We start from the raw sequence: 21808 nt of genomic DNA, 5'->3' as shown, positions 1-21808 counted from the left end.
CTGTCCGGTGCCCGGCCCGAGGAGCTCCCCATCACGTCTACGCAGTTCGACGCCCGCCACATCGGCCCGTCCGAGGCCGAACGCGCGAAGATGCTGGCCGAGTGCGGTTACGGCAGCCTGGACGCCCTCGCCGCCGCCGCCGTCCCGAGCGCCATCCGCGCCACCCGTGACCTCGTCCTCCCGCCCGCCGCGTCCGAAGAGGAAGCCACCGCGGAGCTGCGCGCCCTCGCCGCGCGCAACCGGCCGATGACGCAGATGATCGGCCTGGGCTACTCCGACACGGTCACCCCCGGCGTGATCCGCCGCAACGTGCTCGAGAACCCGGCCTGGTACACCGCGTACACGCCGTACCAGCCGGAGATCTCGCAGGGCCGCCTCGAAGCGCTCCTCAACTTCCAGACCATGGTCGCCGACCTGACCGGCCTGGCCACCGCGAACGCCTCGCTCCTGGACGAGTCGACCGCCGTCGCCGAGGCCGTCACGCTGATGCGCCGCGCGTCGAAGTCCAAGTCGAACAAGGTCGTCCTCGACGCCGAGTGCCTGCCGCAGACGATCGCCGTCGTGCGCACCCGCGTCGAGGCGCTGGGCATCGAGGTCGAGGTCCGCGACCTGCTGACCGGCCTGCCGGACGACTTCTTCGGCGTCGTCGTCCAGTACCCCGGCGCGTCCGGTGTGCTGCGCGGCCGCGGCTTCTACCACGCGATTTCCGAGTCGGCGAGGGCCGCGGGCGCGCTGTTCACCGTGGCCGCCGACCTCCTCGCGCTGACGCTGATCACCGCGCCGGGCGAGTTCGGCGCCGATGTCGCCGCGGGCTCCACCCAGCGCTTCGGCGTCCCGCTCGGCTACGGCGGCCCGCACGCCGGGTACCTGTCGGTCCGCGCCGGGCTCGAGCGGTCGCTGCCCGGGCGCCTGGTCGGCGTCTCGGTCGACGCCGACGGCAACCCGGCCTACCGGCTCGCGCTGCAGACCCGTGAGCAGCACATCCGCCGCGAAAAGGCGACGTCGAACATCTGCACCGCGCAGGTCCTCCCGGCCGTGCTGGCCGCGATGTACGCCGTCTACCACGGTCCCGACGGCCTCAAGAAGATCGCCCAGCGCGTCCACGGCCTCGCCGCGGGCTTCGCCGGCGCCCTCCGCAAGACCGGCGTCGAGGTCGTCCACGAGTCCTTCTTCGACACGGTCGTCGCGCACGTCCCAGGCCGGGCCGCCGAGGTCCACGCCGCCGCCCGCGAGACCGGGATCAACCTCGGTCACGTCGACGCCGACCACGTCCGCGTCGCCTTCGACGAGGTCAGCACCCCCGCGATCACCGCGAAGGTCCTTCGCGCGTTCGGCGTCGAGGCGGACGTCGAAGACGGCGTCGCGCTGCCGAACGGCCTGGCCCGCGAGAGCGGCTTCATGGGCCACGAGGTCTTCGGCACGCACCGCTCCGAGACGGCGATGCTGCGCTACCTGCGCCGCCTGTCCGACCTGGACTACGCGCTCGACCGCGGCATGATCCCGCTCGGCTCCTGCACGATGAAGCTCAACGCCACCACGGAGATGGAGCCGATCAGCTGGCGCGAGTTCGCCGGCATCCACCCGTTCGCGCCGGCCGAGGACGCCGAGGGCTACCACGTCCTCGTCGCCCAGCTCGCGGAGTGGCTCGCCGAGGTCACCGGCTACGACAAGGTGTCGCTGCAGCCGAACGCGGGCAGCCAGGGCGAGCTCGCCGGGCTCCTCGCGATCCGCGCGTACCACCGCGCGAACGGTGACGAGGGCCGGGACGTCTGCCTGATCCCGTCGTCCGCGCACGGCACCAACGCCGCGTCCGCGGTCCTCGCCGGGATGCGCGTGGTCGTCGTCAAGTGCACCGACGAGGGCAACGTCGACCTCGACGACCTGCGGTCCAAGGTGGACGCCCACCGCGACACGCTCGCGGCGATCATGGTCACCTACCCGTCCACGCACGGCGTGTACGAGCACGGCATCGACGAGCTGGCGAAGATCGTCCACGACGGCGGCGGCCAGGTGTACGTCGACGGCGCGAACCTCAACGCCCTGCTGGGCCTGGCCAAGCCGGGCGAGTTCGGCGGCGACGTCTCGCACCTGAACCTGCACAAGACCTTCTGCATCCCGCACGGCGGTGGCGGCCCCGGTGTCGGCCCGGTCGCGGTGCGCGCGCACCTCGCGCCGTACCTGCCGAACCACCCGCTGCTCGATGCCGCCGGCCCGGAAACCGGCGTCGGCCCGATCAGCGGCGCGCCCTACGGCTCGGCGTCGATCCTGCCGATCTCCTGGGCCTACGTCCGGATGATGGGCGCGCCCGGCCTGACCGCGGCCACCGAGGTCGCCGTGCTGGCCGCGAACTACGTCGCCTCCCGGCTGGCACCGCACTACCCGGTGCTCTACACGGGCCAGGACGGCCTGGTCGCGCACGAGTGCATCCTGGACCTGCGCCAGATCACCAAGGAGACCGGCGTGACGGTCGACGACGTCGCGAAGCGGCTCATCGACTACGGCTTCCACGCGCCGACGATGTCGTTCCCGGTCGCGGGCACGCTGATGGTCGAGCCGACCGAGTCCGAGGACCTGGGCGAGATCGACCGGTTCATCGCCGCGATGATCGCCATCCGCGCCGAGATCGACGAGGTGGCTTCCGGGAAGTGGAGCGCGGAGGAGTCGCCGCTGCGCGGGGCGCCGCACACCGCCGAGACGCTGGTCGGGGAGTGGGACAAGCGCTACGACCGCGAGCTGGCCGTGTACCCGGCGGGTGTCTCGCGCAAGAACAAGTACTGGCCCCCGGTGCGTCGCATCGACGGCGCCCGCGGCGACCGTAACCTCGTGTGCTCCTGCCCGCCCCTCAACGCTTACGAAGGCTGAACCCGTGTCTCGCGCTGAAGTATCGAAAGAGACCTCCCTGCACGGAGTCCACAAGGGACTCGGTGCGCTGTTCACCGACTTCGCCGGCTGGTCCATGCCGGTCCGCTACGCCAGCGAGCTGGCCGAGCACAAGGCCGTCCGCGAGGCGGCCGGGCTGTTCGACCTCTCGCACATGGCCGAAATCCACGTCACCGGCAAGCAGGCGGCCGACGTCCTGGACTTCGCGCTGGTCGGCAACCTCACCGGGGTCAAGCCGGGCCGCGCGCGGTACACGATGATCTGCAACGCCGAGGGCGGCGTCCTGGACGACCTGGTCGTCTACCGGCTGGCCGACGAGCACTACCTGGTCGTGGCGAACGCGGGCAACGCGCAGGTCGTCGCGGACGCACTGGCCGAGCGGGTCGCGGGCTTCGACGCGGTCGTCGACGACCGGTCCGAGACCACTGCGCTGATCGCGGTCCAGGGCCCGAACGCCGCGGCGATCCTCGGCGCGGTCACCGACGCGGACCTGGACGCGCTGAAGTACTACGCCAGCGTCCCGGCGTCCGTGAAGGGCCACGACGTCCTGCTCGCCCGCACCGGCTACACCGGCGAGGACGGCTTCGAGCTGTTCGTCGACGCGGACGAGGCACCGGCGCTGTGGCGCTTGCTGCTCGAGGCCGGCGAGCCGCACGGCCTGGTCCCGGCGGGCCTCGCTTGCCGCGACACGCTGCGGCTGGAAGCCGGGATGCCGCTGTACGGCAACGAGCTCACGGTCGAGCAGAGCCCGTTCGAGGCCGGGCTCGGCCGCGTCGTCAAGTTCGAGAAGCCGGGCGACTTCGTCGGCCGCGCGGCTTTGGAAGAACGGTCCAAGGAGGACGTCCCGCGGGTGCGGGTCGGCCTTCGCGGCGCCGGTCGACGTGCTCCGCGGCACGGTTATGCGGTGCTGGCCGACGGCACCGAGATCGGCGAGGTCACCAGCGGCGCGCTGTCGCCGACGCTCGGTTACCCGATTGCCATGGCGTACGTCGATCGGGCGTACGCCGAGCCCGGCACCGAGCTCTCCGTCGACATCCGGGGCAGGATCGAGCCCGTCGAGGTCGTCGCCCTGCCCTTCTACTCCCGCGCGTAAGGACTCAACGAACCGTGAGCATCCCCGAAAACCTGCAGTACACCAAGGAACACGAGTGGCTGTCCGTCGAAGACGACGTGGCCACCGTCGGCATCACCGCCTTCGCCGCCGAGTCGCTCGGTGACATCGTGTTCGTCCAGCTGCCCGACGCGGGCTCGGCCATCACCGCCGGCGAGGTGTTCGGCGAGGTCGAGTCGACCAAGTCGGTCAGCGAGCTGTACGCGCCGATCTCCGGCGAGGTCGTCGAGGTGAACGGCACCACATCGGACACCCCCGAGGTCATCAACTCCGACCCGTACACCGAAGGATGGCTCCTGAAGGTGCGTCTGACCGGGGACGTGCCGGACCTGCTCGACGCCGCCGCGTACGCCAAGCTCACCCAGGAGAACTGATGCCGACCTTCGACGCGCCCCTGTCCGAAGTCGACCCCGAGGTCGCCGCGGCCGTCGCGGCCGAGCTGACCCGCCAGCAGTCGACCCTGGAGATGATCGCCTCCGAGAACTTCGCCCCGGTCGGCGTCCTCGAGGCGCAGGGCTCGGTGCTGACCAACAAGTACGCCGAGGGCTACCCGGGCCGCCGCTACTACGGCGGCTGCGAGCACGTCGACGTCGTCGAGCAGCTCGCCATCGACCGCGCGAAGGCCCTGTTCGGCGCCGAGCACGCCAACGTCCAGCCGCACTCGGGCGCGCAGGCCAACGCGGCGGCGATGTTCGCCGTGCTCAAGCCGGGCGACACGATCCTCGGCCTCGACCTGGCGCACGGCGGTCACCTGACGCACGGAATGAAGATCAACTTCTCGGGCAAGCTGTACAACGTCGTCGCCTACCACGTCGACAAGGAAACCGGGATCGTCGACCTCGCCGAGATCGAGCGCCTGGCCGTCGAACACGAGCCGAAGCTGATCATCGCCGGCTGGTCGGCCTACCCGCGTCAGCTCGACTTCGCCGAGTTCCGCCGGATCGCGGACAAGGTCGGCGCGCGGCTGATGGTGGACATGGCGCACTTCGCCGGGCTGGTCGCGGCCGGGCTGCACCCGTCGCCGGTGCCGCACGCCGACATCGTCACCACGACCACGCACAAGACCCTCGGCGGCCCGCGCGGCGGGCTCATCCTCTGCCGCGAGGAGCTGGCGAAGAAGATCAACTCGGCGGTGTTCCCCGGCCAGCAGGGCGGGCCCCTCGAACACGTCATCGCGGCCAAGGCTGTCGCGCTCAAGATCGCCGCGAGCGAGGAGTTCAAGGAGCGTCAGCAGCGGACCCTCGAAGGCTCGCGGATCCTCGCTTCGCGGCTTTCACAGGACGACTGCGCGGCGGCGGGCGTGCGCGTGCTGACCGGCGGCACCGACGTCCACCTGGTGCTCGTCGACCTGGTCCGGTCCGCGCTGGACGGCCAGCAGGCCGAGGACCGGCTGCACGAGGTCGGCATCACGGTCAACCGCAACGCCGTCCCGTTCGACCCGCGCCCGCCGATGATCACCTCCGGCCTGCGGATCGGCACGCCGGCGCTGGCCACCCGCGGCTTCGGCGCCGACGACTTCGCCGAGGTCGCCGACGTCATCGCGGAAGCCCTCAAGCCGGACTTCGACGACGCGGTGCGGGCCAAGCTCCGCGACCGCGTCGAGACGCTGGCCAAGAAGCACCCGCTGTACGCGGACCTGTCCCGATGAGCGCCCAGCCCGACGGCCGGAAGCTGCTGCGTCTCGAGGTTCGCAACAGTGAGACGCCGATCGAGAAGAAGCCGTCGTGGATCAAGACGCGGGTGCGGATGGGGCCGGAGTTCACCGAGCTCAAGGGTCTTGTGCGTCGCGAGGGTCTCCACACGGTGTGTGAGGAGGCTGGTTGTCCCAACATCTATGAGTGCTGGGAGGACCGGGAGGCCACTTTCTTGATTGGTGGGGATCAGTGCACCCGCCGTTGTGACTTCTGCCAGATCGATACGGGTAAGCCCGCCGAGCTGGACCGGACGGAGCCGCGGAAGGTTGCCGAGTCGGTGCAGGCGATGGGGTTGCGGTATTCGACGGTGACCGGTGTGGCCCGGGATGACCTTCCTGACGGTGGTGCGTGGCTTTACGCGGAGACTGTGCGTCAGATTCATGACTTGAACCCGGGTACGGGTGTGGAGTTGTTGATTCCGGATTTCAATGCGGATCCGGCGCAGCTGGCGGAGGTTTTTGGGTCGCGGCCGGAGGTGTTGGCGCACAACGTGGAGACGGTGCCGCGGATTTTCAAGCGGATTCGTCCGGGGTTCCGGTATGCGCGGTCGTTGGAGGTGATCACGGCGGCGCGTGAGGCCGGGTTGGTGACGAAGTCGAACTTGATCCTGGGGATGGGTGAGACTCCGGATGAGGTGGCGCCGGCGATGCGGGACCTGGTTGACGCGGGGTGCGAGATTTTGACGATCACGCAGTACCTGCGGCCGTCGCCGCGGCATCACCCGGTGGATCGTTGGGTGAAGCCGGAGGAGTTCGTGGAGCACTCCAAGGCGGCCGAGGCGATGGGTTTCGCGGGGGTCATGGCCGGGCCGCTGGTGCGCTCGTCCTACCGCGCCGGACGCCTCTACGCCCAGACCAAGCGTTACCGTGGAGAAGAGCTGCCGGAGAACCTGCTGCACCTCGCCGACCAGGGCCCGGCCTCGCAAGAGGCCAGCTCGCTGCTGGCCCGATAGGAAGGGGCGGATCAATGGCGATCAGCGTCTTCGACCTGTTTTCCATCGGCATCGGCCCGTCGAGTTCCCACACCGTCGGGCCGATGCGGGCGGCACTGACCTTTGTGGACGGACTCGGCGACGACCTCGCCTCGGTGTCCCGCGTCCAGGCCGAGCTGTTCGGCTCCCTGGGCGCGACCGGGTTCGGCCACGGCAGCGACAAAGCCGTCCTGCTCGGGCTGTCGGGTGAACGTCCCGAAGAGATCGACACCGGCACCGTGCCGGGCCGCGTCTCCGAAATCCGCGAATCCGGGCGGCTGGTCCTGGCCGGCACGCACGAGATCGCGTTCGACGAGGACACCGACCTCACCATGCACCGCCGCAAGTCCTTGCCCGCCCACCCGAACGGCATGGTCTTCCGCGCGTTCGACGCTTCGGGTTCGCTGCTGCGCGAACGCACGTACTACTCGGTGGGCGGCGGGTTCGTCCGCGACGAGTCGTACGAGACGGACGCGGTGTTCGTCGAGGACTCGACGCCGGTGCCGTACCCGTTCCGCACGGGGGCCGATCTCCTGGCGCACTGCGCGTCGACCGGCCTGCCGATCAGCGAGATCATGCTGGCGAACGAGCTGTCCTGGCGCACGCGCGACGAAGTGCGGGACGGGCTGCTGGCGATCTGGGCGGTCATGGCGGAGTGCGTCCGCAACGGCTGCACCCACGATGGTGTCCTGCCGGGCGGCCTGAAGGTGCCGCGGCGGGCCCGCGCGCTGCACGAGAAGCTCCTGGCCGAGGACGGCGCGGACGACCCGCTGTACGCGATGGACTGGGTGAGCCTGTACGCCCTCGCCGTCAACGAGGAGAACGCCGCGGGCGGCCGGGTGGTGACGGCGCCGACCAACGGCGCGGCGGGCATCATCCCGGCGGTGCTGCACTACTACCAGCGCTTCATCCGGCACTCGACGGACGACGGCATCGTGAAGTTCATGCTCACGGCGGGCGCGATCGGCTCGATCTTGAAGCAGACGGGCTCGATCTCGGGTGCGGAGGTCGGCTGCCAGGGCGAGGTCGGCTCGGCGTCGGCCATGGCGGCGGCGGGCCTGACGGAAGTCCTCGGCGGCTCGCCGGCGCAGGTGGAGAACGCGGCCGAGATCGGCGTGGAGCACCACCTGGGCCTGACGTGCGACCCGGTCGGCGGCTTGGTCCAGATCCCGTGCATCGAACGCAACGCGGTGGGCGCGTCCAAGGCGATCCACGCGGCCCGCATGGCGATGCGCGGCGACGGAAGCCACGTGGTGACGCTGGACAAGGCGATCAAGACGATGCGCGAGACGGGCGCGGACATGAGCGTGAAGTACAAGGAAACCGCCCGCGGCGGCCTGGCCGTGAACGTCATCGAGTGCTGACCCCGGCGGCACTTTCACGTGAAAGTGCCGCCCCCGTCAGGAGCTTTCACGTGAAAGCTCCGCCCCGCGAAGCGGAGCTTTCGCAGGGAAAGTGACGCGGCGGTGGTGTCAGGAGTGGCGGTCCTCCGGCTCCACGGCCAGCCGCAGGCCCACTTCGACCAGGCGCCAGCCCAGTTGCTGCTTGCGCGTTCCCGGGGCACGGCTCGGCGCCGCGCGGCCGGGTGGGCGGTTGCGCACGCCGCGGCGCAGCTCGCCTTCTCGTTCGTGGACCAGATCTTCGGCCATCAGGAAGTGCACCGGATCGCCCCCTGCGTCGATGTTCGGTGTCGGTGACTCCATCGTCGCCGACCGTGGCCGTCCGCTTCCACCGGTTTTTCCGCGGGCGAACGGCCAGTGTCACCGACAGCGACCGGGGCTGGCCACTCCGAAGGTGCCGCGGCCTAGACTCTCGGGATGGAGTCGACCCCGGTGGTGAATGCCGGCGAAGCGCTGTTCCGGCCGGTCCGCACCGGTAACGCCTTCGAGGAGACCGTCGAGCGGCTGCTGCAGGCGATCCGGCTGGGCGTGGTCGGCGCGGGGGAGCGGCTCCCGTCCGAGCGGGAACTCGCCGAGCGGCTCGGCGTCAGCCGCGTCACGCTGCGCGAAGCCATCCGCGCGCTCTCCGACGCCGGTTACGTCGAGTCACGCCGGGGGCGGTACGGCGGCACCTTCGTGAACGACAGCCTGCCCGCCCCGCCCGAGCCCGGCGGCAAGGTCGACGCCGTTTCGCTGGAAGACGCGCTGAGCCTGCGGTACGTCCTCGAGACCGGGGCCGCGGAGATGGCCGCCGCGCGGTCGCTGAGCCCGGCCGACCGGCAGCACCTCACCGGCACGCTCGCCGAGGCCGCGCACGCCGACCTCGACGACTACCGCCGCAAGGACTCCCGGCTGCACCTGGCCATCGCCGAGGTGACCGCGTCCGGCTCGCTGACGACGGCGATGGCCGACGCCCGCACCCGCGTCAACCAGCTGCTCGACCGGATCCCCCTGCTCCCGCCCAACCTCGAGCACTCGAACGCCCAGCACGAGGCGATCGTCGACGCGATACTGGCCGGCGACGCACCCGCCGCGCGGCTCGCGATGGCGGAGCACATCGAGGGCACGGCGTCGCTGCTGCGCGCTTTCCTGTCGTAAGTTCTTCAGCCGTTGTCCCGGTGGGCCGCGTCGTAGCGGCGACGGTGGGCCGTGATCTGTCGCCGGTGCGTGGTCGCCCAGTCGGCGAGGTGGGTGAGGGAGCCGAGCAGCGTGGCACCGACCTCGGTGAGCGTGTATTCGACGCGTGGGGGAACGCTGGGGTGGACGGTGCGGGTCAGCAGGCCGTCGCGTTCGAGCTGCCGCAGCGTCCGGGTGAGCATGCGCTGCGAGATGCCGGTGACAGCGCGGTGGAGCTCGCCGAAGCGGAGGGTGCGATCGCGGAGCTGCCCGACGACCAGGATGGTCCACTTGTCGCCGATGAGCGCCAGGATCCGGAGGACCTGCCGGCAGACCTCTTCGGCCGGTTCCCCGCCGTCGTCGTGCGCTGCCATCGGTTACCTCGGTGTGCGTAGCGGACGTGAATGTGCCGTCTTGATCATCCACGTGGTGACAAGTCATCCTCTTACGAACAAAGAGTAACCAGCTGCGGGCAGGGAGAGACGTGGGATGAGCAAGACGTTGGTGATCGTCGGTGCCGGGCCGGGGCTGGGGATGGGCGTGGCCCGCGCCTTCGGGCGTCGCGGGTTCCGGGTCGGGTTGATCGCCCGCACCCAGGGCAGGCTGGACGCCCTGGTCGCGGACCTGGCCGGGCAGGGCATCAGTGCTGCGGCGTTCGCCGCGGACATCCTTGATCGCGCTGCGCTGACTTCGGCGATCGAGGCGGCCGCGGATGCCCTGGGGCCGGTCGATGTCCTGGAGTACAGCCCCAGCCCGTCGGGGCCGATCACCACCGCGGTGCAGACCACGGCCGAGTCGGTGACCGCGCAGTTCGAGCTGCACCTGCTGGGTGCGGTGGCCGCCGTGGGCCAGGTCCTGCCGGGCATGCGCGCCCGGGGTGCGGGCACAGTGCTGCTGACCACCGGCGTGTCCTCCATGGTTCCCGCACCGTTCCTGGCCAACGTGGGGGCCGCCATGGCCGGTCTGCGCAACTGGGCGCACACGCTGCACGCCGAACTCCGGCCCGAAGGCATTCACGCGGCCACGGTGACGATCGCTTCGGGGGTCGTTCCCGGCGGAGGCGAGGCCGATCCGGATGCCATCGGCGCCCGCTACCACCGCCTGTACCGGCAGCCGGACCGCGTCGAGGAAGTCATCGGCGACCTGACCGCGTTCCGCGCGCTCGTCGCCGGTGGGCACTGAGAAACCGGTCTTCACAGGATTCGAACAACTCTCCGCAGAACCTTCTCACCCGTCCGGCCGTCATCCTTTCGTGACCTTGCCGACGGAGGAAGACGACGAAACCCCCGCGAAACCGGACACCCCCCGCCGCCGGCGGTGGCGCCGCGTCCGGCGGATCGCGGGCTGGACGTCCGGTGTCTTGATCGGCGGCCCGCTGATCGCCTTCTGGGTCGCCTACCTCGTGCTCGACGTCCGCAGCCCGCAGGAAGTCCTGGCCGGGCTCGACAAGACCGTGGTCCTGCAGTACGCGGACGGGTCCGAGCTGCTCAAGGTGATCCCGGCCGACGGCGACCGGACGTTCGTCCCCTACTCCCGGGTGCCCGCGAAGCTGCGGGACGCGATCATCGCCACCGAGGACCCGACCTTCTGGGACAACCAGGGCTTCGACCCGACCGGCATCGGCCGCGCGTTCCTCACCGGCGTCGGCGGCGGCTCCGGGATCACCCAGCAGTACATCAAGAAGTCCACCGGCGACGAAGACGCGACGCTCGGGCGCAAGTTCGCCGAGCTCGTGCTGTCCACGAAGATCACCCAGGAGCAGGGCAAGGAACAGATCTTCGAAAGCTACGTCAACATCATCTCCTTCGGCCGCGGCACGTTCGGGCCCGCGGCGGCGATGAACGCCTACTTCGGCCGGAAGCTCGACGACTCGATCACGTGGAGCGAAGCCGCCTTCCTGGCCGGGATGATCCAGTCGCCGTCGGTGCACGACCCGGCCGCCTCGGGCGACCTGCACGCCACCCGGCGCTGGCAGTACGTGCGGGACAAGCTCGTGAGCCGCGGGTACGTGCACGGCGACGAGAAGATGGCCTACCCCGGCCACGAGATCCAGCCGCCGTCGGAAACCCGCGCGGGCCGCGTCACCTACGACGAGTTCCACATCAAGCAGCAGGTGCTGGCCGAGCTGGAACAGGACGGCTTCCCGCTCGGGCGGCTCCAGCAGGGGAACATGACGGTCGAGACGACGCTGGACCGCGGCAGGCAGGACGCCGCGAAGAAAGCCTTGCGGGACAGGCTGGACGGCCAGCCGCCGGAGTTCCGCGCCGCCGTCGTCGCGATCGATCCGGCCACCGGTGCCGTGCGCGCCTACCACGGCGGTGACCAGGGCGTCCGCGACTACGCGGCCACCCCGCACGCGCTCGGCTCGGCGTTCCACCCGTTCACCCTGGCCGCGGCGCTGCGCCGCGGCTACGGCCCGGACCAGCCGGTCCCGTCGCCGTCGAAGCTGGAGTTCCTCGGCGAGAACTTCCAGTACCCGGACGTCTGCGGTCCGAAGTGCACCCTGCGCTCGGCGATGGCCACGCACGCCGACGGTCCCTTCATCGGGCTGGCCAAGAAGCTCGGCCCGGACGCGCTGAGCGAGGCCGCGCGGCAGGCCGGCATCCCGGACGCGGTCGACGGCGTCCCGACCCTGCGCGAGAAGGACGGCTTCCTCATCGGGCCGGGCATCGCCATCGGCCGGTACCCGCTGCGCCCGCTGGACGTCGCCGGGGCCTACGCGACCTTCGCCGCCGACGGCCGGCGCGCCACCCCGCACCTGGTGGCGAAGGTGCGCGACGAAGGCGGCGCGGTCGTCTGGGAACACCCGGACACCGCGAGCCCGGCGTTCGGCGACGACGACGAGAGCCGCCGCGTCGCCGAGGACGTCACCGGCACGCTGGACACGGTGCTGCCCGGCGGCCGCCCGGCCGCGCTGCGCACCGGCGAAGCCGAGCACGGCAACAGCCCGGACAACCAGGACGCCTGGGCCGTCGGCTACACCCCGCAGCTGGTGACGGCGGTGTGGGTGGGCTCCGACGACGAGCGCCGCCTCAAGGACGCGAGCGGCCGGAAGCTGTCCGGGGACGTCGTCCCGGCCGGCATCTGGCGCGCGTTCATGACGGCCGCGCACCAAGGGCTGCCGGTCCGGCCGCCGCCGGGCCGCCCGCGGCCCCAGCGGTGAATCAGCGGACCAGGGCCAGCACGAACCCGTCGTGCCCCTTGCCACCCACGGTCTGGACCGCGGTCGCGTCGATCCGGTCTTCGGCCGCCAGCAGGTCGAACAGCTCGCGCGCGCCGCGGACGTCCGGGTCGTCGCTGCCCGGGTCGGCCACCCGGCCCTGCCGGACGACGTTGTCGACCACGATCGTGGTGCCCGGCCGGGAAAGCTCCAGCGTGGCGCGCACGTAGTTCGCGAGGTTGACCTTGTCGGCGTCGATGAACACGAAGTCGAACGGCCCGGTCAGCTGCTTCAGCGTGTCGAGCGCGGCACCGACCCGGATGTCGGCGACGTCCTCGCCGAAGCCGGCCCGCGCCAGGCTGGCCCGCGCGACCTCGGCGTGCTTGGGCTCGTATTCGCAGGTCACCAGCTTGCCCCCGGCCGGCAGCGCGCGGGCGAGCCAGATGGTGCTGTACCCGCCGAGCGTGCCGATCTCCAGGATCGTGCGCGCACCCGCCATCCGGGCCAGCAGGTGGAGCAGCTTGCCCTGGTTGGGCGCGACGGCGATGTGCGGCAGCCCGGCGGCGTCCGCGTCGGCCAGCGCGGCGTCGAGCACCGGGTCGGGGGCGAGCAACGCGCCGGCGAGGTAGTCGTCGACTTCGGTCCAGATCTGGTCGGTCATGGCACCTCCACCGCCAATCTAACCCGGGTGGGATCATGCTCGCCGACGGCGTTTCCGGCGGGAAGGTGACCATGGACGACTACCGCGTCGTCGCCGACGCCATCGCCGCCGACATCGAGGCCGGCCGCCTCCGCCCCGGCGACCGGCTCCCGCCCCAGCGCCGCTTCGCGCGGCAGCGCGGCATCGCCGGCTCCACCGCCGCCCGCGTCTACGGCGAGCTCGTCCGGCGCGGACTGGCCGTCGGCGAGGTCGGCCGCGGCACGTTCGTCCGCGCCGCAAAACCGCCACCCGAACCCGCGCTCGCCGAGCCCGGCGGGGCCCGTGTCGACCTGGAACTCAACTTCGCCGTCCTGCCGGGGGAGTCCGCGCGGCTGGCCCGCGCGCTGGAGCCGTTGCTGCGCGACGACGTCCTGACCGCGGCCCTGCACCCGATCGGCGCCGCGGGCACCCCGGTCGCCCGGGAGGCCGTCGCCGGGGTGCTGGCCCGCGGCGACTGGCGGCCGGACCCCGCGACGGTGCTGTTCACCGGCAACGGCAGGCAGGCACTGGCGGCGGCGATCGCCGCGTTCGTGCCGGTGGGGGAGCGGCTCGCGGTGGAATCGCTGACGTACCCGGTGGTGAAGGCGCTCGCCTCGCGGCTCGGCGTGGAGCTCGTGCCGGTCGAAACCGACGAATCCGGGCTGGTGCCGGAGGCCCTGGAAGCGGCCGGGCCGGTGCGCGCGCTCTACGTCCAGCCGACCCTGCACAACCCGCTCGGCACGACCATGCCCCCGCAGCGGCGCGCCGCGCTCGCCGAGGTGACGGCCCGGCTGGACCTGCCGGTGATCGAGGACGGCATCTACACGTTCCTGCGGAACGACGTCCGCCCCTTCGCCGCGTACGCGCCGGAGCGCACGGTGTTCGTCGACAGCCTGTCCAAGCGCGTCGCGCCGGGGCTGACGGCGGGCTTCCTCGTGTCGCCGCCGTCCTGGACCGCGCGGCTGGCGACGTCGGTGCGGTCGGGCGCCTGGTCGGCGCCGCGCTTCGCCGTCGAGGCGGCGACGCAGTGGATCGTGACGGGCACCCTGGCCGGGATCGAGGCAGCAAAACGCCGTGACGCCGCCGTGCGGGCGTCGGTGGTGGCGGAGAAGCTGCCGGGGCTGCGCGGTGACCCGGCGTCCTACCACCGCTGGTGGGAGCTGCCGGAGCGGTGGCGGGCGGAGACGTTCGTCGCGGCGGCGGCACGGCGCGGGATCGCGCTGTCCCCGGCGGCGGCGTTCGCGGTGCTGCCGGGCCACGCGCCGGACGCGGTGCGGATCGCGGTCTCGGCCCCGCCGGTGGAAACGCTCGCTGCGGCCCTCGACGTCCTGGCGGGGCTGGCGAGCGGCAGCCCGGACGACCTGCTGGCCGACTGACGGCCGTGCCAGGACGTCGAGGGCCGCGTGAGCGCCGCCGTGTTCACCCGCAGCGCGCGCCCGGTCGACGAGGCGGTCCTCCTCGAGAGCTGTTCGACCTGATGCCGGGCCGCGAGCAGGCTCCCCGAGCTCAGGGCGCGTACTTGCCCACGAAGCTGCCGCAGGTCACGACGCGGCCCGTGAGCCGGGCCTGGAGCGCCTTCTCCAGCCCCAGGTAGGTGAACGCCGGCGTGTCGGCGGGCACCTCCGCCGGCACCGGGCCGCCCGTGGCCAGCACCCGGGTCGGCACCGTCTGGAAGAGCACGAGGTAACCGCCTTCGCGGTTGAGCGCGTCGGTGGTCGCGAGCATCCGTTCGGGGGCGTCGCCGACGATCTCCAGCGGCAGCGGCCACTCCAGCGGGAACGGGTTGCGCAGGCCGAACGCGGGGTAGGCGAACGCGTTGTCCGGCAGGACCGCCGTCCGCCGGGCCGGGAAGCGGTCCACGCAGTCGCGGATCTGCCGGACGTACCGGAACGTCGAGGGGTTCGTCCGGATGCCGGACATGGCCGGGCTGACGGCGCCGAGGTCGGCCGTCAGCCGGTCGTGCCCGAGATCCAGGTACGCCGCCTGGTCGTGCCGCGCGACGACGACCCAGCCGCAGACCGCCACCGCGGTCAGCCCGGCCGTCGCGGTGACCCAGCGGCGCGCGAGCCGGGGCCGGGGCGGGACCAGGTGGCTCAGCAGCAGCAACGCCGTCAGCGCGAGGGTGCCGGTGAGCAGCGTGGGCGTGTCGTTGCCCCAGGACAGGCTGGTCATGAACCCGGTGGCGAGCACGAGCAGCCCGGCCCACGGCACTTTCCGCCGCACGGCCGCGTTCACCGGCACACTGACCGCGACGATCCACCACAGGACGTCGGCCCAGCGCGAGGAGCCGGTGAACCGGCCGTCGACGACGGTCCAGACGACCGCCGCGGCGCCGGCGAGCACCAGCACCCAGGACGCCGCCCGCCCGGCCGCGCCGAGCCGGTCACCGGGCAGCCGGACGGCCAGGAGCACCACGGCGATCGCGGCGAAGAAGCCCAGCTCCCGCACGGGGGCCCGGGTCAGCACCTCCGGGTCGTCCAGCCAGAGCCCGAGCAGCCGTTCGCCGTACGCGGGCACGCCGCCGGTGAGCTGCTCGACCATCTCGGCGAACCCGCCGCCGAGGCTGACCCAGGCCACGTACGCGAGCCCGGGCGCACCGAGCGCGAGGAGGTCGAGGACCAGCCGCAGCGCGCGGCGCGCCCCGGCCCGCGTCGCCGGGTGCAGCAGCAGCCACAGCACCCCGATGACCGCGGCCAGCGCAAAACTCTGCTTGACGAACACCGCGCAGCCGAGCAGCACCAGCCCGCCGCGGCGGGCGAGCGCGCGGCCGCTGCGGAGGCCCGTGTCCAGCGCCCAGGCACCGCACGCGGTGAGCGCGATGCCGTCCACGGTGTGCCAGGCCATCAGAGGGAAGGCGTTGAGGTTGATCAGCGACGCGGCCGCGACCATCGCCGTCATCCCCGGGCCCCACTCGAGCACCCGGCGCCGCGTGACCAGCGTGGCGAACGCGATCGTCGCCACGATGATCTCGATCATGGACAGGAAACTGGAGCCGAAGAACAGCGGCATCGGCAGCGCGTAGTCGGCGACGTGCAGCACCGCGGACCCGAGCGGCCGGGCGGAGATGATGTCGGCGTGCGGCACTTCGCCGTGCAGCACGCGCCAGGCCTGGGCGAGGATGAACCCCTGGTCGGAGGGGTGGAAGCCGAAGCGGCCGACGCGGAATTCGGTGGCGAGGGCGAGCAGCAGCACCCAGCCGGCGTGGACGCTCCACCGCAGCAGCGGCCGGGTGGCCTGCCGCGGCGCGGGCGTCTCGGCGACGTGCGCAGGACTCGCCACGTCCACGCCTCGCCCGCCTTCCGCTCCCGATCACACCCGGGAAGCGATGGTAGCGGCCGGGACCGAGGCGGACATGACGAGCACCACCGGGCCCGGTGGTCCGCCGCCGAGTGTGCCGGAAGGTCCCGAATGAGTCATTGGGGACGTGGGAGGTCCCGAATGAGTCATTCGCGGCAGCGCGGCCGGGGCCAACCCGCCGGAAGGGGCCGGAAAGCCGGAGCCGGGCACCTGCCCGGCTCCGGCCGGTGTCACCCGAGGGTGCGCCTCGCGGTGCCGATCGCGGCCGTCTGGTCGCTCACGGCGCAGCGTTGCCCTGCGTTGATTTCCGGCATTCCGAACTCCCCAGTAGAGGCCCGTACGGGTGTACGGGACTCGCGCGAGGGTAGAAGTACCGTCGCGTGCGTGCCAGCGTTTCGGCGGAATTCGCGGGAACTAGGCACGACGGCGCCAGATAAGGCGAGTCACCGCCGCCGCCACGGACGCCGGTGCGGACCGGCGGGGGAGGTCGCGCGCTTCGGGCGCGGATTCCGGCATCGCGCGGTAGGCCAGGTGCGCGGCGAAGCGGGCGAGCCGCGGCGCGGCGAGCGTTGCCAGCTCGGCGGCTCGGCCTTCAGGGAGGCTGAGGACCTCCGGCCGCTCCTCGCACGCCTTCACCACCAGCGCCGCGGCGCGTTCCGGGCTGCTGGCCGGGATCCCGCGGTAGCCGGTCGGCGCGATCATCGGCGTCCGGACCAGCGGCATCCGCACCGACGTGAAGGTGACGCCGTCCGAGAGCGTCTCGCGCCCGGCCGTCAGCCCGAACTCCTCCAGCGCCGCCTTCGACGCCAGGTAGGCCGAAAAGCGCGGGGTGTCGGTCTGCAGGCCCTGGGTCGTCACGTTGACGACGTGGCCGAACCGGCGCTCGGCCATCGACGGCAGGAAGCCGAGGACCAGCCGCACCGGCCCGAAGTAGTTGATCGCCATCGTGCGCTCGAAGTCGTGGAACCGCTGCGTGGACAGCGCGACCGAGCGCCGGATCGACCGGCCGGCGTTGTTCACCAGCACGTCCACCGCGCCGTGGTCGCCGAGGACGTCCTTGACGAGCGCGTCGACGGCGTCGCCGTCGGTGAGGTCGCACGGGTACGTCGCGGCGGTGCCGCCGGCCGCGAGGATCTCCTCGCGCACCTCTTCGAGCTCCGAAGCGCGGCGGGCCACGAGGATCACCTTCGCGCCCTTGGCGGCCACGGCGAGCGCCGACGCCCGGCCGATCCCCGACGACGCGCCGGTGATCAGCACCGTGCGTCCCGCCAGCCCGCGCCCGCGGCGGGCACGGTCGGGGTCGAGGCAGGCCTGCCAGTACCGGTAGAGCGGCGCGGCGTAGTCCCGCAGCTCGGGCAGCTCGATGCCGCTGCCGATCAACGCCGTTGTGGTGCGGGCGGTGTCGAAGACGACGTCCATGGTCAGGTGCGGCAGCACCGCCAGGGGGATCCCCAGCTCCTCGAGGACGGCCGCGCGGGCGCCCCGGCCGCCGGGCAGCCGGTCGATCCCGGCCGCGGCCGCGTGCGCCAGGCGGCCGCCCGCGCGACGCAGCGCGTTCGACGGCCCGGCGGGCAGCGCGGCCCGGATCACCGGCCCGCCCGCGGCGCGCGCGAAGGCGTTGTAGACGGAGTTCAGCGGCTGCGGACGCGCGGCGGCCAGGTGGTAGGTCGTCCCCGACGGCGCCTCCCGGTGCATCAGGTGATCCATCGCTTCGACGACGTAGTCGACCGGCACCAGGTTCGTCGCGCCGAGGCCGGGCGCGGCCAGCGGCAGCCGCCGGGGCAGGGCCGCCAGCCGGGAGATGGCCGGGAGGAAGTAGTAGGGCCCGTCGACCTTGTCCATCTCGCCGGTGCGCGAGTCGCCGACGACGGCCGAGGGCCGGTAGACGCGGTAGGGCAGGGACTGCTCGCGGACGAGCTTCTCGGCCTGGAACTTCGTCGCGTGGTACGGCGAGGCGAAGCGCTGGCCGAGGTCGAAGTCGGCCTCGGTGAACCGCCCGGCGTGGTCGCCGGCGACGGCGATCGAGGAGACGTGGTGCACCAGCCCGGCCCGCGCCGCGGCGGCGAACGCCAGCAGGTGCCGGGTGCCCTCGACGTTGGCGCGCCGGTTGGCCTCCTCGCCGGCGGTGAGGTCGTAGAGCGCGCCGAGGTGGACGACGTGGTCCAGGTGGGGCAGCTCGGCGGGATCGGCGCCGAGGCGGGGTTCGGCGAGGTCGCCGACCACCGGGTGCAGCTTGTCCGCGCCCGCCCAGTCCCGGGCCAGTGCCGCCAGGCGTTCGCGGGAGGTCTCCCGCACCAGCGCGTACACCGCGGACGTCTCCGGCCGCCGCAGGAGCCGCGCGACCAGGCGTTTCCCGATGAAGCCCGTCGCGCCCGTCACGAAGTAGGTCGTCATGGCCGGTCCCTTCCGTCGGGCCCGACTCTAACCTACTGGAAAGTAGGAACGGTAGTTGTCAGCTTTCGGGGGTGTCGTCGTCCGCCGTCGCCACGACGGCGTCGCGCAGAGCGGCCCGCAGCCGTCCGACGTCGAGCGGCCCGAGCACGGCCGCTTCGCCCGGTGGCGCGACCAGCACCACTTTGTCGTGGCTGACGAACACCGTCACGTCCCTGCGCCTGCCGGCCAGATCCCGGCAGCCGATCGACCATTCGCCCCGACTCACGGTCGCCGCCTTCCGATTTCCTCGTTGTGCTCCGTGCGAGGGTGGGAGCGGGTCCCGGCGGTGCTATGACGCGGGTTCACCCGATCTGCCTACTCGCGGGTTTTCTCTTGCGCTTCGCGGATTTGCGGCGTACGTCACGGCTCGTGGCGCGGCCGGTTCGGGAGTAGCGTCCGGGTCACGAGCCGTCTCTGGGAGGTACGGATGCCGGAACCGCGGAAGATCGTCATCGTCGGTGCGGGCCTCGGTGGGGCATCCGCGGCGGCGGCGGTGCGAGAACGCGGTTATACCGGCGAAATCCGGCTGCTGGGCTCGGATCCGCACCGCCCGTACGAGCTGCCGCCGCTGTCGAAGGGCGTGCTGCTGGGCAACGCCGACGAACCCGACTGGGTGCACGACGAGAAGTTCTACGCCGAAAAGGACATCCGCTTCAGCGCCGGCGTCACGGCGACCCGGATCGAGCTGGGCGCCCGGCTGGTGCTCGACGACGCGGGCGGCGAACACGGCTACGACCGGCTGGTGCTGGCGACCGGCTCCACGCCGCGCCGGCTGCCGGTGCCGGGCGGCGACCTGCCCGGGCTGTACACGCTGCGCACCCTCGACGACTCGCTCAAGCTGCGTGCGGCGTTCGCCGCGGCCGAGCGCGTGGTGATCGTCGGCGCCGGCTGGATCGGCTCCGAAGCGGCCGCGGCGGCCCGGACGCACCACGCGGAGGTGACGGTCGTCGATCCGGTGCCGGTGCCGCTGGCGAACGTGGTCGGCGAGACGGTCGGCGGGGTGTTCCGGGACCTGCACGTCTCGAACGGCGTGCACTACCGCCTGGGCGAGCAGGTCGCGGAGATCACGGGCGGCCCGGACGGCGTCCGCGGCGTCCGCCTGGCCGGCGGCGAAGAGCTGACGGCGGACGTGGTCCTGATCGCGGTCGGCGCGGCCCCGAGAGTGGAGCTGGCCCACGAGGCGGGCCTGGAGCTCTCCGACAACGGCGGGGTGGCCGTGGACGCGGCCCTGCGCACGTCGGCCCCGGACGTGTACGCGGTCGGCGACATCGCGGCGCACTTCCACCCGCGCTACGACCGCCGGATCCGGGTGGAGCACTGGGCGAACGCGAAGGACCAGGGCACGCACGTGGCGCAGAACCTGCTGGGGGGCAACGAGCCCTTCCTGGCCTCGCCGTACTTCTTCACCGACCAGTACGACCTGGGCTGCGAGTACCGCGGTTTGGCGGACCCGGCGTCGGACGAGCTGGTGGTCCGCGGCGACCTGGCGGCCCGGGAGTTCACGGCGTTCTGGCTGCGCGACGGCGAAGTGGCCGCGGCGATGAACGTCAACCAGTGGGATGACGGGGACGCACTCGCGCGTCTCGTCGACGGCCGGGCGAAGGTGACGGCGGAGCAGCTCAAGACGGCGGATCTGGCGTCGCTGGCCTGAGGCGTTCGCCGGCATCGGCCGGCCCGGGGTGGCGAAAGTGTCGACGTAGTCTCGGCGCATGAACAACACGCCCGCTTGGCTGACCATCGCAGTTGCGGGGACAACGGCGATCGTCGCCGTCCTGACGGCGTCGATCACCACGTGGTTGACGACGAGGAGCGCGAACCGGCGATCGGCGAACGAGCTGGAGCTCCAGCGGGAAAGGTTCGTCAAGGAGCTCGAGCATCAACGCGAACTGGAACGCAGAAAGCTGCTTTTCGGGTTGCGGTCGGAGATCTACCTGAAGATCACCCAGGTGTTCGCGGATGCCGTGACGGCTCTCTCCGCCTCTTATGCCGGTCCGGCAGGTGGCCAGACGGCAACCGTTACCGAGCTGGCCGGCGCTTTGCGCCGGTTGCAGGATCTCGTCACGTCATGCGTCGTCATCGCTTCCGAGGAAGTCACCTCGACGGCTCGTACTTTCGGTGGTCGGCTCCAAGCAAGCAGGGATTGGCTGGCGCGCCCCAACTCGCAGCTGAAGGGGAGGAACTTCGACGACGTGTGGGATCCCACCGTGGACGCATTCGAGTCACTGGCGAACGCCATGCGAGTCGATCTGGGATCGATCGACGACGGCTTGCGGGGAACGCACGGGTGACGCCTTCGCGAGACGTTCCCGGAGCAAGGCGTCGAGCCGCCGCCAAGCGGGTGACGACGCGTTGACCGCGCCCTGCACCAGTGCCGGGATAGCGGAACCCCGCTCGTACGAAGGCAGTTCCGCGCCGTACCGCGCCCGGGTGGCCGAAACGAGCTTCGAAGCCAGCGCGTCGACGCGGGGGTCGTGCGGGTCGAGGTCGTGGATCCGGTCGTACTCGAGGACCACGGCGAGCAGGGCCGGGGTGCCGAGCATCGCCGCCTGGTCGCGGAAGTTGGTGCGAGCCGTCTCCGGGTGGGTGGCGAACACGAGGGTCCACAGGTCGTTCTGCAGCGTCACCCAGCGTTCGCTGAACCCGAGGTCCGGCAGCCGGGCGAGGGAGGCCACCACCTCGTCCGGCAGGGGCGACAACCGGCCGGAAGCCAGGCGCCGCAGCCGGGAGCGGGTGGCCCGCAACCCGGCGATCCGGGCGGTGAGGTCGTCGTCGATCTGCCGGAGCGCCGAAGCGAGCCCGTCGCCGGAGCGGAGTTCGCGGATGCGGGCCAGCGGGACGCCGGCCTCGGCGAGGGTGCGGATCTTGATCAGCTCGACCGCGTCGGAAGCGCGGTAGCGGCGGTAGCCGGAGCTGTCGCGGTCCGGCTCGGGCAGCAGGCCCTTCGCGTGGTAGAAGCGGATCGTCTTGGTCGTCACCCCGACGTACCCGGCGAGCTGTCCGATGGTGAGCACCCGGCCATCCTCGCACTT

The 21808-nt window shown here is 72.0% G+C and carries 19 protein-coding genes; 12 read left to right on the top strand and 7 right to left on the bottom strand.

The genetic code is table 11. The features are described 5' to 3' along the window. Window positions 1–30: 30 nt before the first annotated feature. Genes gcvP through Q5425_RS43440 form a run of 6 tightly spaced genes read left to right on the top strand, consistent with a single transcriptional unit; the run spans window position 31 to window position 8019 of the window. Entirely contained in the window at window positions 31–2862 is a 2832-nt protein-coding gene (gcvP, locus tag Q5425_RS43465) for an aminomethyl-transferring glycine dehydrogenase (RefSeq protein ID WP_308678352.1), read from the top strand. 4 nt (window positions 2863–2866) lie between these two features. After that, window positions 2867–3973 (top strand): glycine cleavage system aminomethyltransferase GcvT, encoded by a 1107-nt coding sequence (gene gcvT / locus Q5425_RS43460; protein WP_308678295.1) that lies wholly within the window; start codon window positions 2867–2869, stop codon window positions 3971–3973. Between the two features lie 14 nt (window positions 3974–3987). Continuing rightward, window positions 3988–4365 (top strand): glycine cleavage system protein GcvH, encoded by a 378-nt coding sequence (gene gcvH, locus Q5425_RS43455; protein WP_308678294.1) that lies wholly within the window; start codon window positions 3988–3990, stop codon window positions 4363–4365. After that, on the top strand, window positions 4365–5639 hold the full coding sequence (gene glyA, locus Q5425_RS43450; protein ID WP_308678293.1) for a serine hydroxymethyltransferase: 1275 nt from the start codon (window positions 4365–4367) through the stop codon (window positions 5637–5639). Before gcvH ends, glyA begins: the two co-directional genes overlap by 1 nt. Continuing rightward, a complete protein-coding gene (gene lipA / locus Q5425_RS43445; RefSeq protein WP_308678292.1) occupies window positions 5636–6637 on the top strand; it encodes a lipoyl synthase in 1002 nt (333 codons plus the stop codon). The genes glyA and lipA overlap by 4 nt, the downstream gene beginning before the upstream one ends. 14 nt (window positions 6638–6651) lie before the next feature. Beyond that, window positions 6652–8019 (top strand): L-serine ammonia-lyase, encoded by a 1368-nt coding sequence (locus Q5425_RS43440; protein ID WP_308678291.1) that lies wholly within the window; start codon window positions 6652–6654, stop codon window positions 8017–8019. Window positions 8020–8127: 108 nt separating this feature from the next. Here the strand turns inward: Q5425_RS43440 and Q5425_RS43435 are convergent, their stop codons facing one another. Continuing rightward, entirely contained in the window at window positions 8128–8358 is a 231-nt protein-coding gene (locus Q5425_RS43435; protein ID WP_308678290.1) for a hypothetical protein, read from the bottom strand. A 114-nt stretch (window positions 8359–8472) separates the two neighbouring features. On the opposite strand from Q5425_RS43435, the gene Q5425_RS43430 reads away from it, so the two are divergent. Beyond that, window positions 8473–9192 carry a GntR family transcriptional regulator gene (locus Q5425_RS43430; protein ID WP_308678289.1) on the top strand — a complete coding sequence of 240 codons (720 nt, stop codon included), beginning with the start codon at window positions 8473–8475 and terminating at the stop codon, window positions 9190–9192. 5 nt (window positions 9193–9197) lie between these two features. Here Q5425_RS43430 and Q5425_RS43425 read toward each other — a convergent pair whose 3' ends face one another. Continuing rightward, a complete protein-coding gene (locus Q5425_RS43425; protein ID WP_308678288.1) occupies window positions 9198–9584 on the bottom strand; it encodes a helix-turn-helix domain-containing protein in 387 nt (128 codons plus the stop codon). 115 nt (window positions 9585–9699) lie between these two features. Here Q5425_RS43425 and Q5425_RS43420 point away from each other — a divergent pair, with 115 nt between their 5' ends. Both Q5425_RS43420 and Q5425_RS43415 read left to right on the top strand, forming a co-directional pair. Further along, on the top strand, window positions 9700–10392 hold the full coding sequence (locus Q5425_RS43420; RefSeq protein ID WP_308678287.1) for an SDR family NAD(P)-dependent oxidoreductase: 693 nt from the start codon (window positions 9700–9702) through the stop codon (window positions 10390–10392). A gap of 70 nt (window positions 10393–10462) precedes the next feature. Continuing rightward, complete coding sequence (locus Q5425_RS43415; RefSeq protein WP_308678286.1) at window positions 10463–12373, top strand: transglycosylase domain-containing protein; 1911 nt, start codon at window positions 10463–10465, stop codon at window positions 12371–12373. Window position 12374: 1 nt separating this feature from the next. Here the strand turns inward: Q5425_RS43415 and Q5425_RS43410 are convergent, their stop codons facing one another. Then, complete coding sequence (locus Q5425_RS43410) at window positions 12375–13031, bottom strand: O-methyltransferase (protein WP_308678285.1); 657 nt, start codon at window positions 13029–13031, stop codon at window positions 12375–12377. Between the two features lie 71 nt (window positions 13032–13102). On the opposite strand from Q5425_RS43410, the gene Q5425_RS43405 reads away from it, so the two are divergent. After that, window positions 13103–14425, top strand: coding sequence for a PLP-dependent aminotransferase family protein (locus Q5425_RS43405; protein ID WP_308678351.1), 1323 nt, complete (start codon window positions 13103–13105; stop codon window positions 14423–14425). Between the two features lie 130 nt (window positions 14426–14555). Here the strand turns inward: Q5425_RS43405 and Q5425_RS43400 are convergent, their stop codons facing one another. The 3 genes from Q5425_RS43400 to Q5425_RS43390 all read right to left on the bottom strand — a co-directional run bounded on the left by Q5425_RS43400 (window position 14556) and on the right by Q5425_RS43390 (window position 19005). Next, window positions 14556–16334, bottom strand: a complete 1779-nt coding sequence (locus Q5425_RS43400; RefSeq protein ID WP_308678284.1) for a hypothetical protein — start codon at window positions 16332–16334, stop codon at window positions 14556–14558. Between the two features lie 426 nt (window positions 16335–16760). Then, window positions 16761–18740 (bottom strand): SDR family oxidoreductase, encoded by a 1980-nt coding sequence (locus tag Q5425_RS43395; RefSeq protein WP_308678283.1) that lies wholly within the window; start codon window positions 18738–18740, stop codon window positions 16761–16763. A gap of 58 nt (window positions 18741–18798) precedes the next feature. Beyond that, entirely contained in the window at window positions 18799–19005 is a 207-nt protein-coding gene (locus Q5425_RS43390) for a hypothetical protein (RefSeq protein WP_308678282.1), read from the bottom strand. A 201-nt stretch (window positions 19006–19206) separates the two neighbouring features. Between Q5425_RS43390 and Q5425_RS43385 the strand changes: the two genes are divergently transcribed. Next, window positions 19207–20430, top strand: a complete 1224-nt coding sequence (locus Q5425_RS43385) for an FAD-dependent oxidoreductase (protein WP_308678281.1) — start codon at window positions 19207–19209, stop codon at window positions 20428–20430. 58 nt (window positions 20431–20488) lie between these two features. Then, on the top strand, window positions 20489–21067 hold the full coding sequence (locus Q5425_RS43380; protein ID WP_308678279.1) for a hypothetical protein: 579 nt from the start codon (window positions 20489–20491) through the stop codon (window positions 21065–21067). On the opposite strand, the gene Q5425_RS43375 is transcribed toward Q5425_RS43380, so the two are convergent. After that, window positions 20999–21790 carry a MerR family transcriptional regulator gene (locus Q5425_RS43375; RefSeq protein WP_308678278.1) on the bottom strand — a complete coding sequence of 264 codons (792 nt, stop codon included), beginning with the start codon at window positions 21788–21790 and terminating at the stop codon, window positions 20999–21001. The two genes, Q5425_RS43380 and Q5425_RS43375, sit on opposite strands and share 69 nt — an antisense overlap. Window positions 21791–21808 lie beyond the last annotated feature (18 nt).

It is taken from the genome of Amycolatopsis sp. A133 (assembly GCF_031082405.1).
Taxonomy (GTDB): domain Bacteria; phylum Actinomycetota; class Actinomycetes; order Mycobacteriales; family Pseudonocardiaceae; genus Amycolatopsis.
Note: the sequence above shows the minus strand (reverse complement) of the source record. Positions and strands in the feature narration are given on the sequence as shown.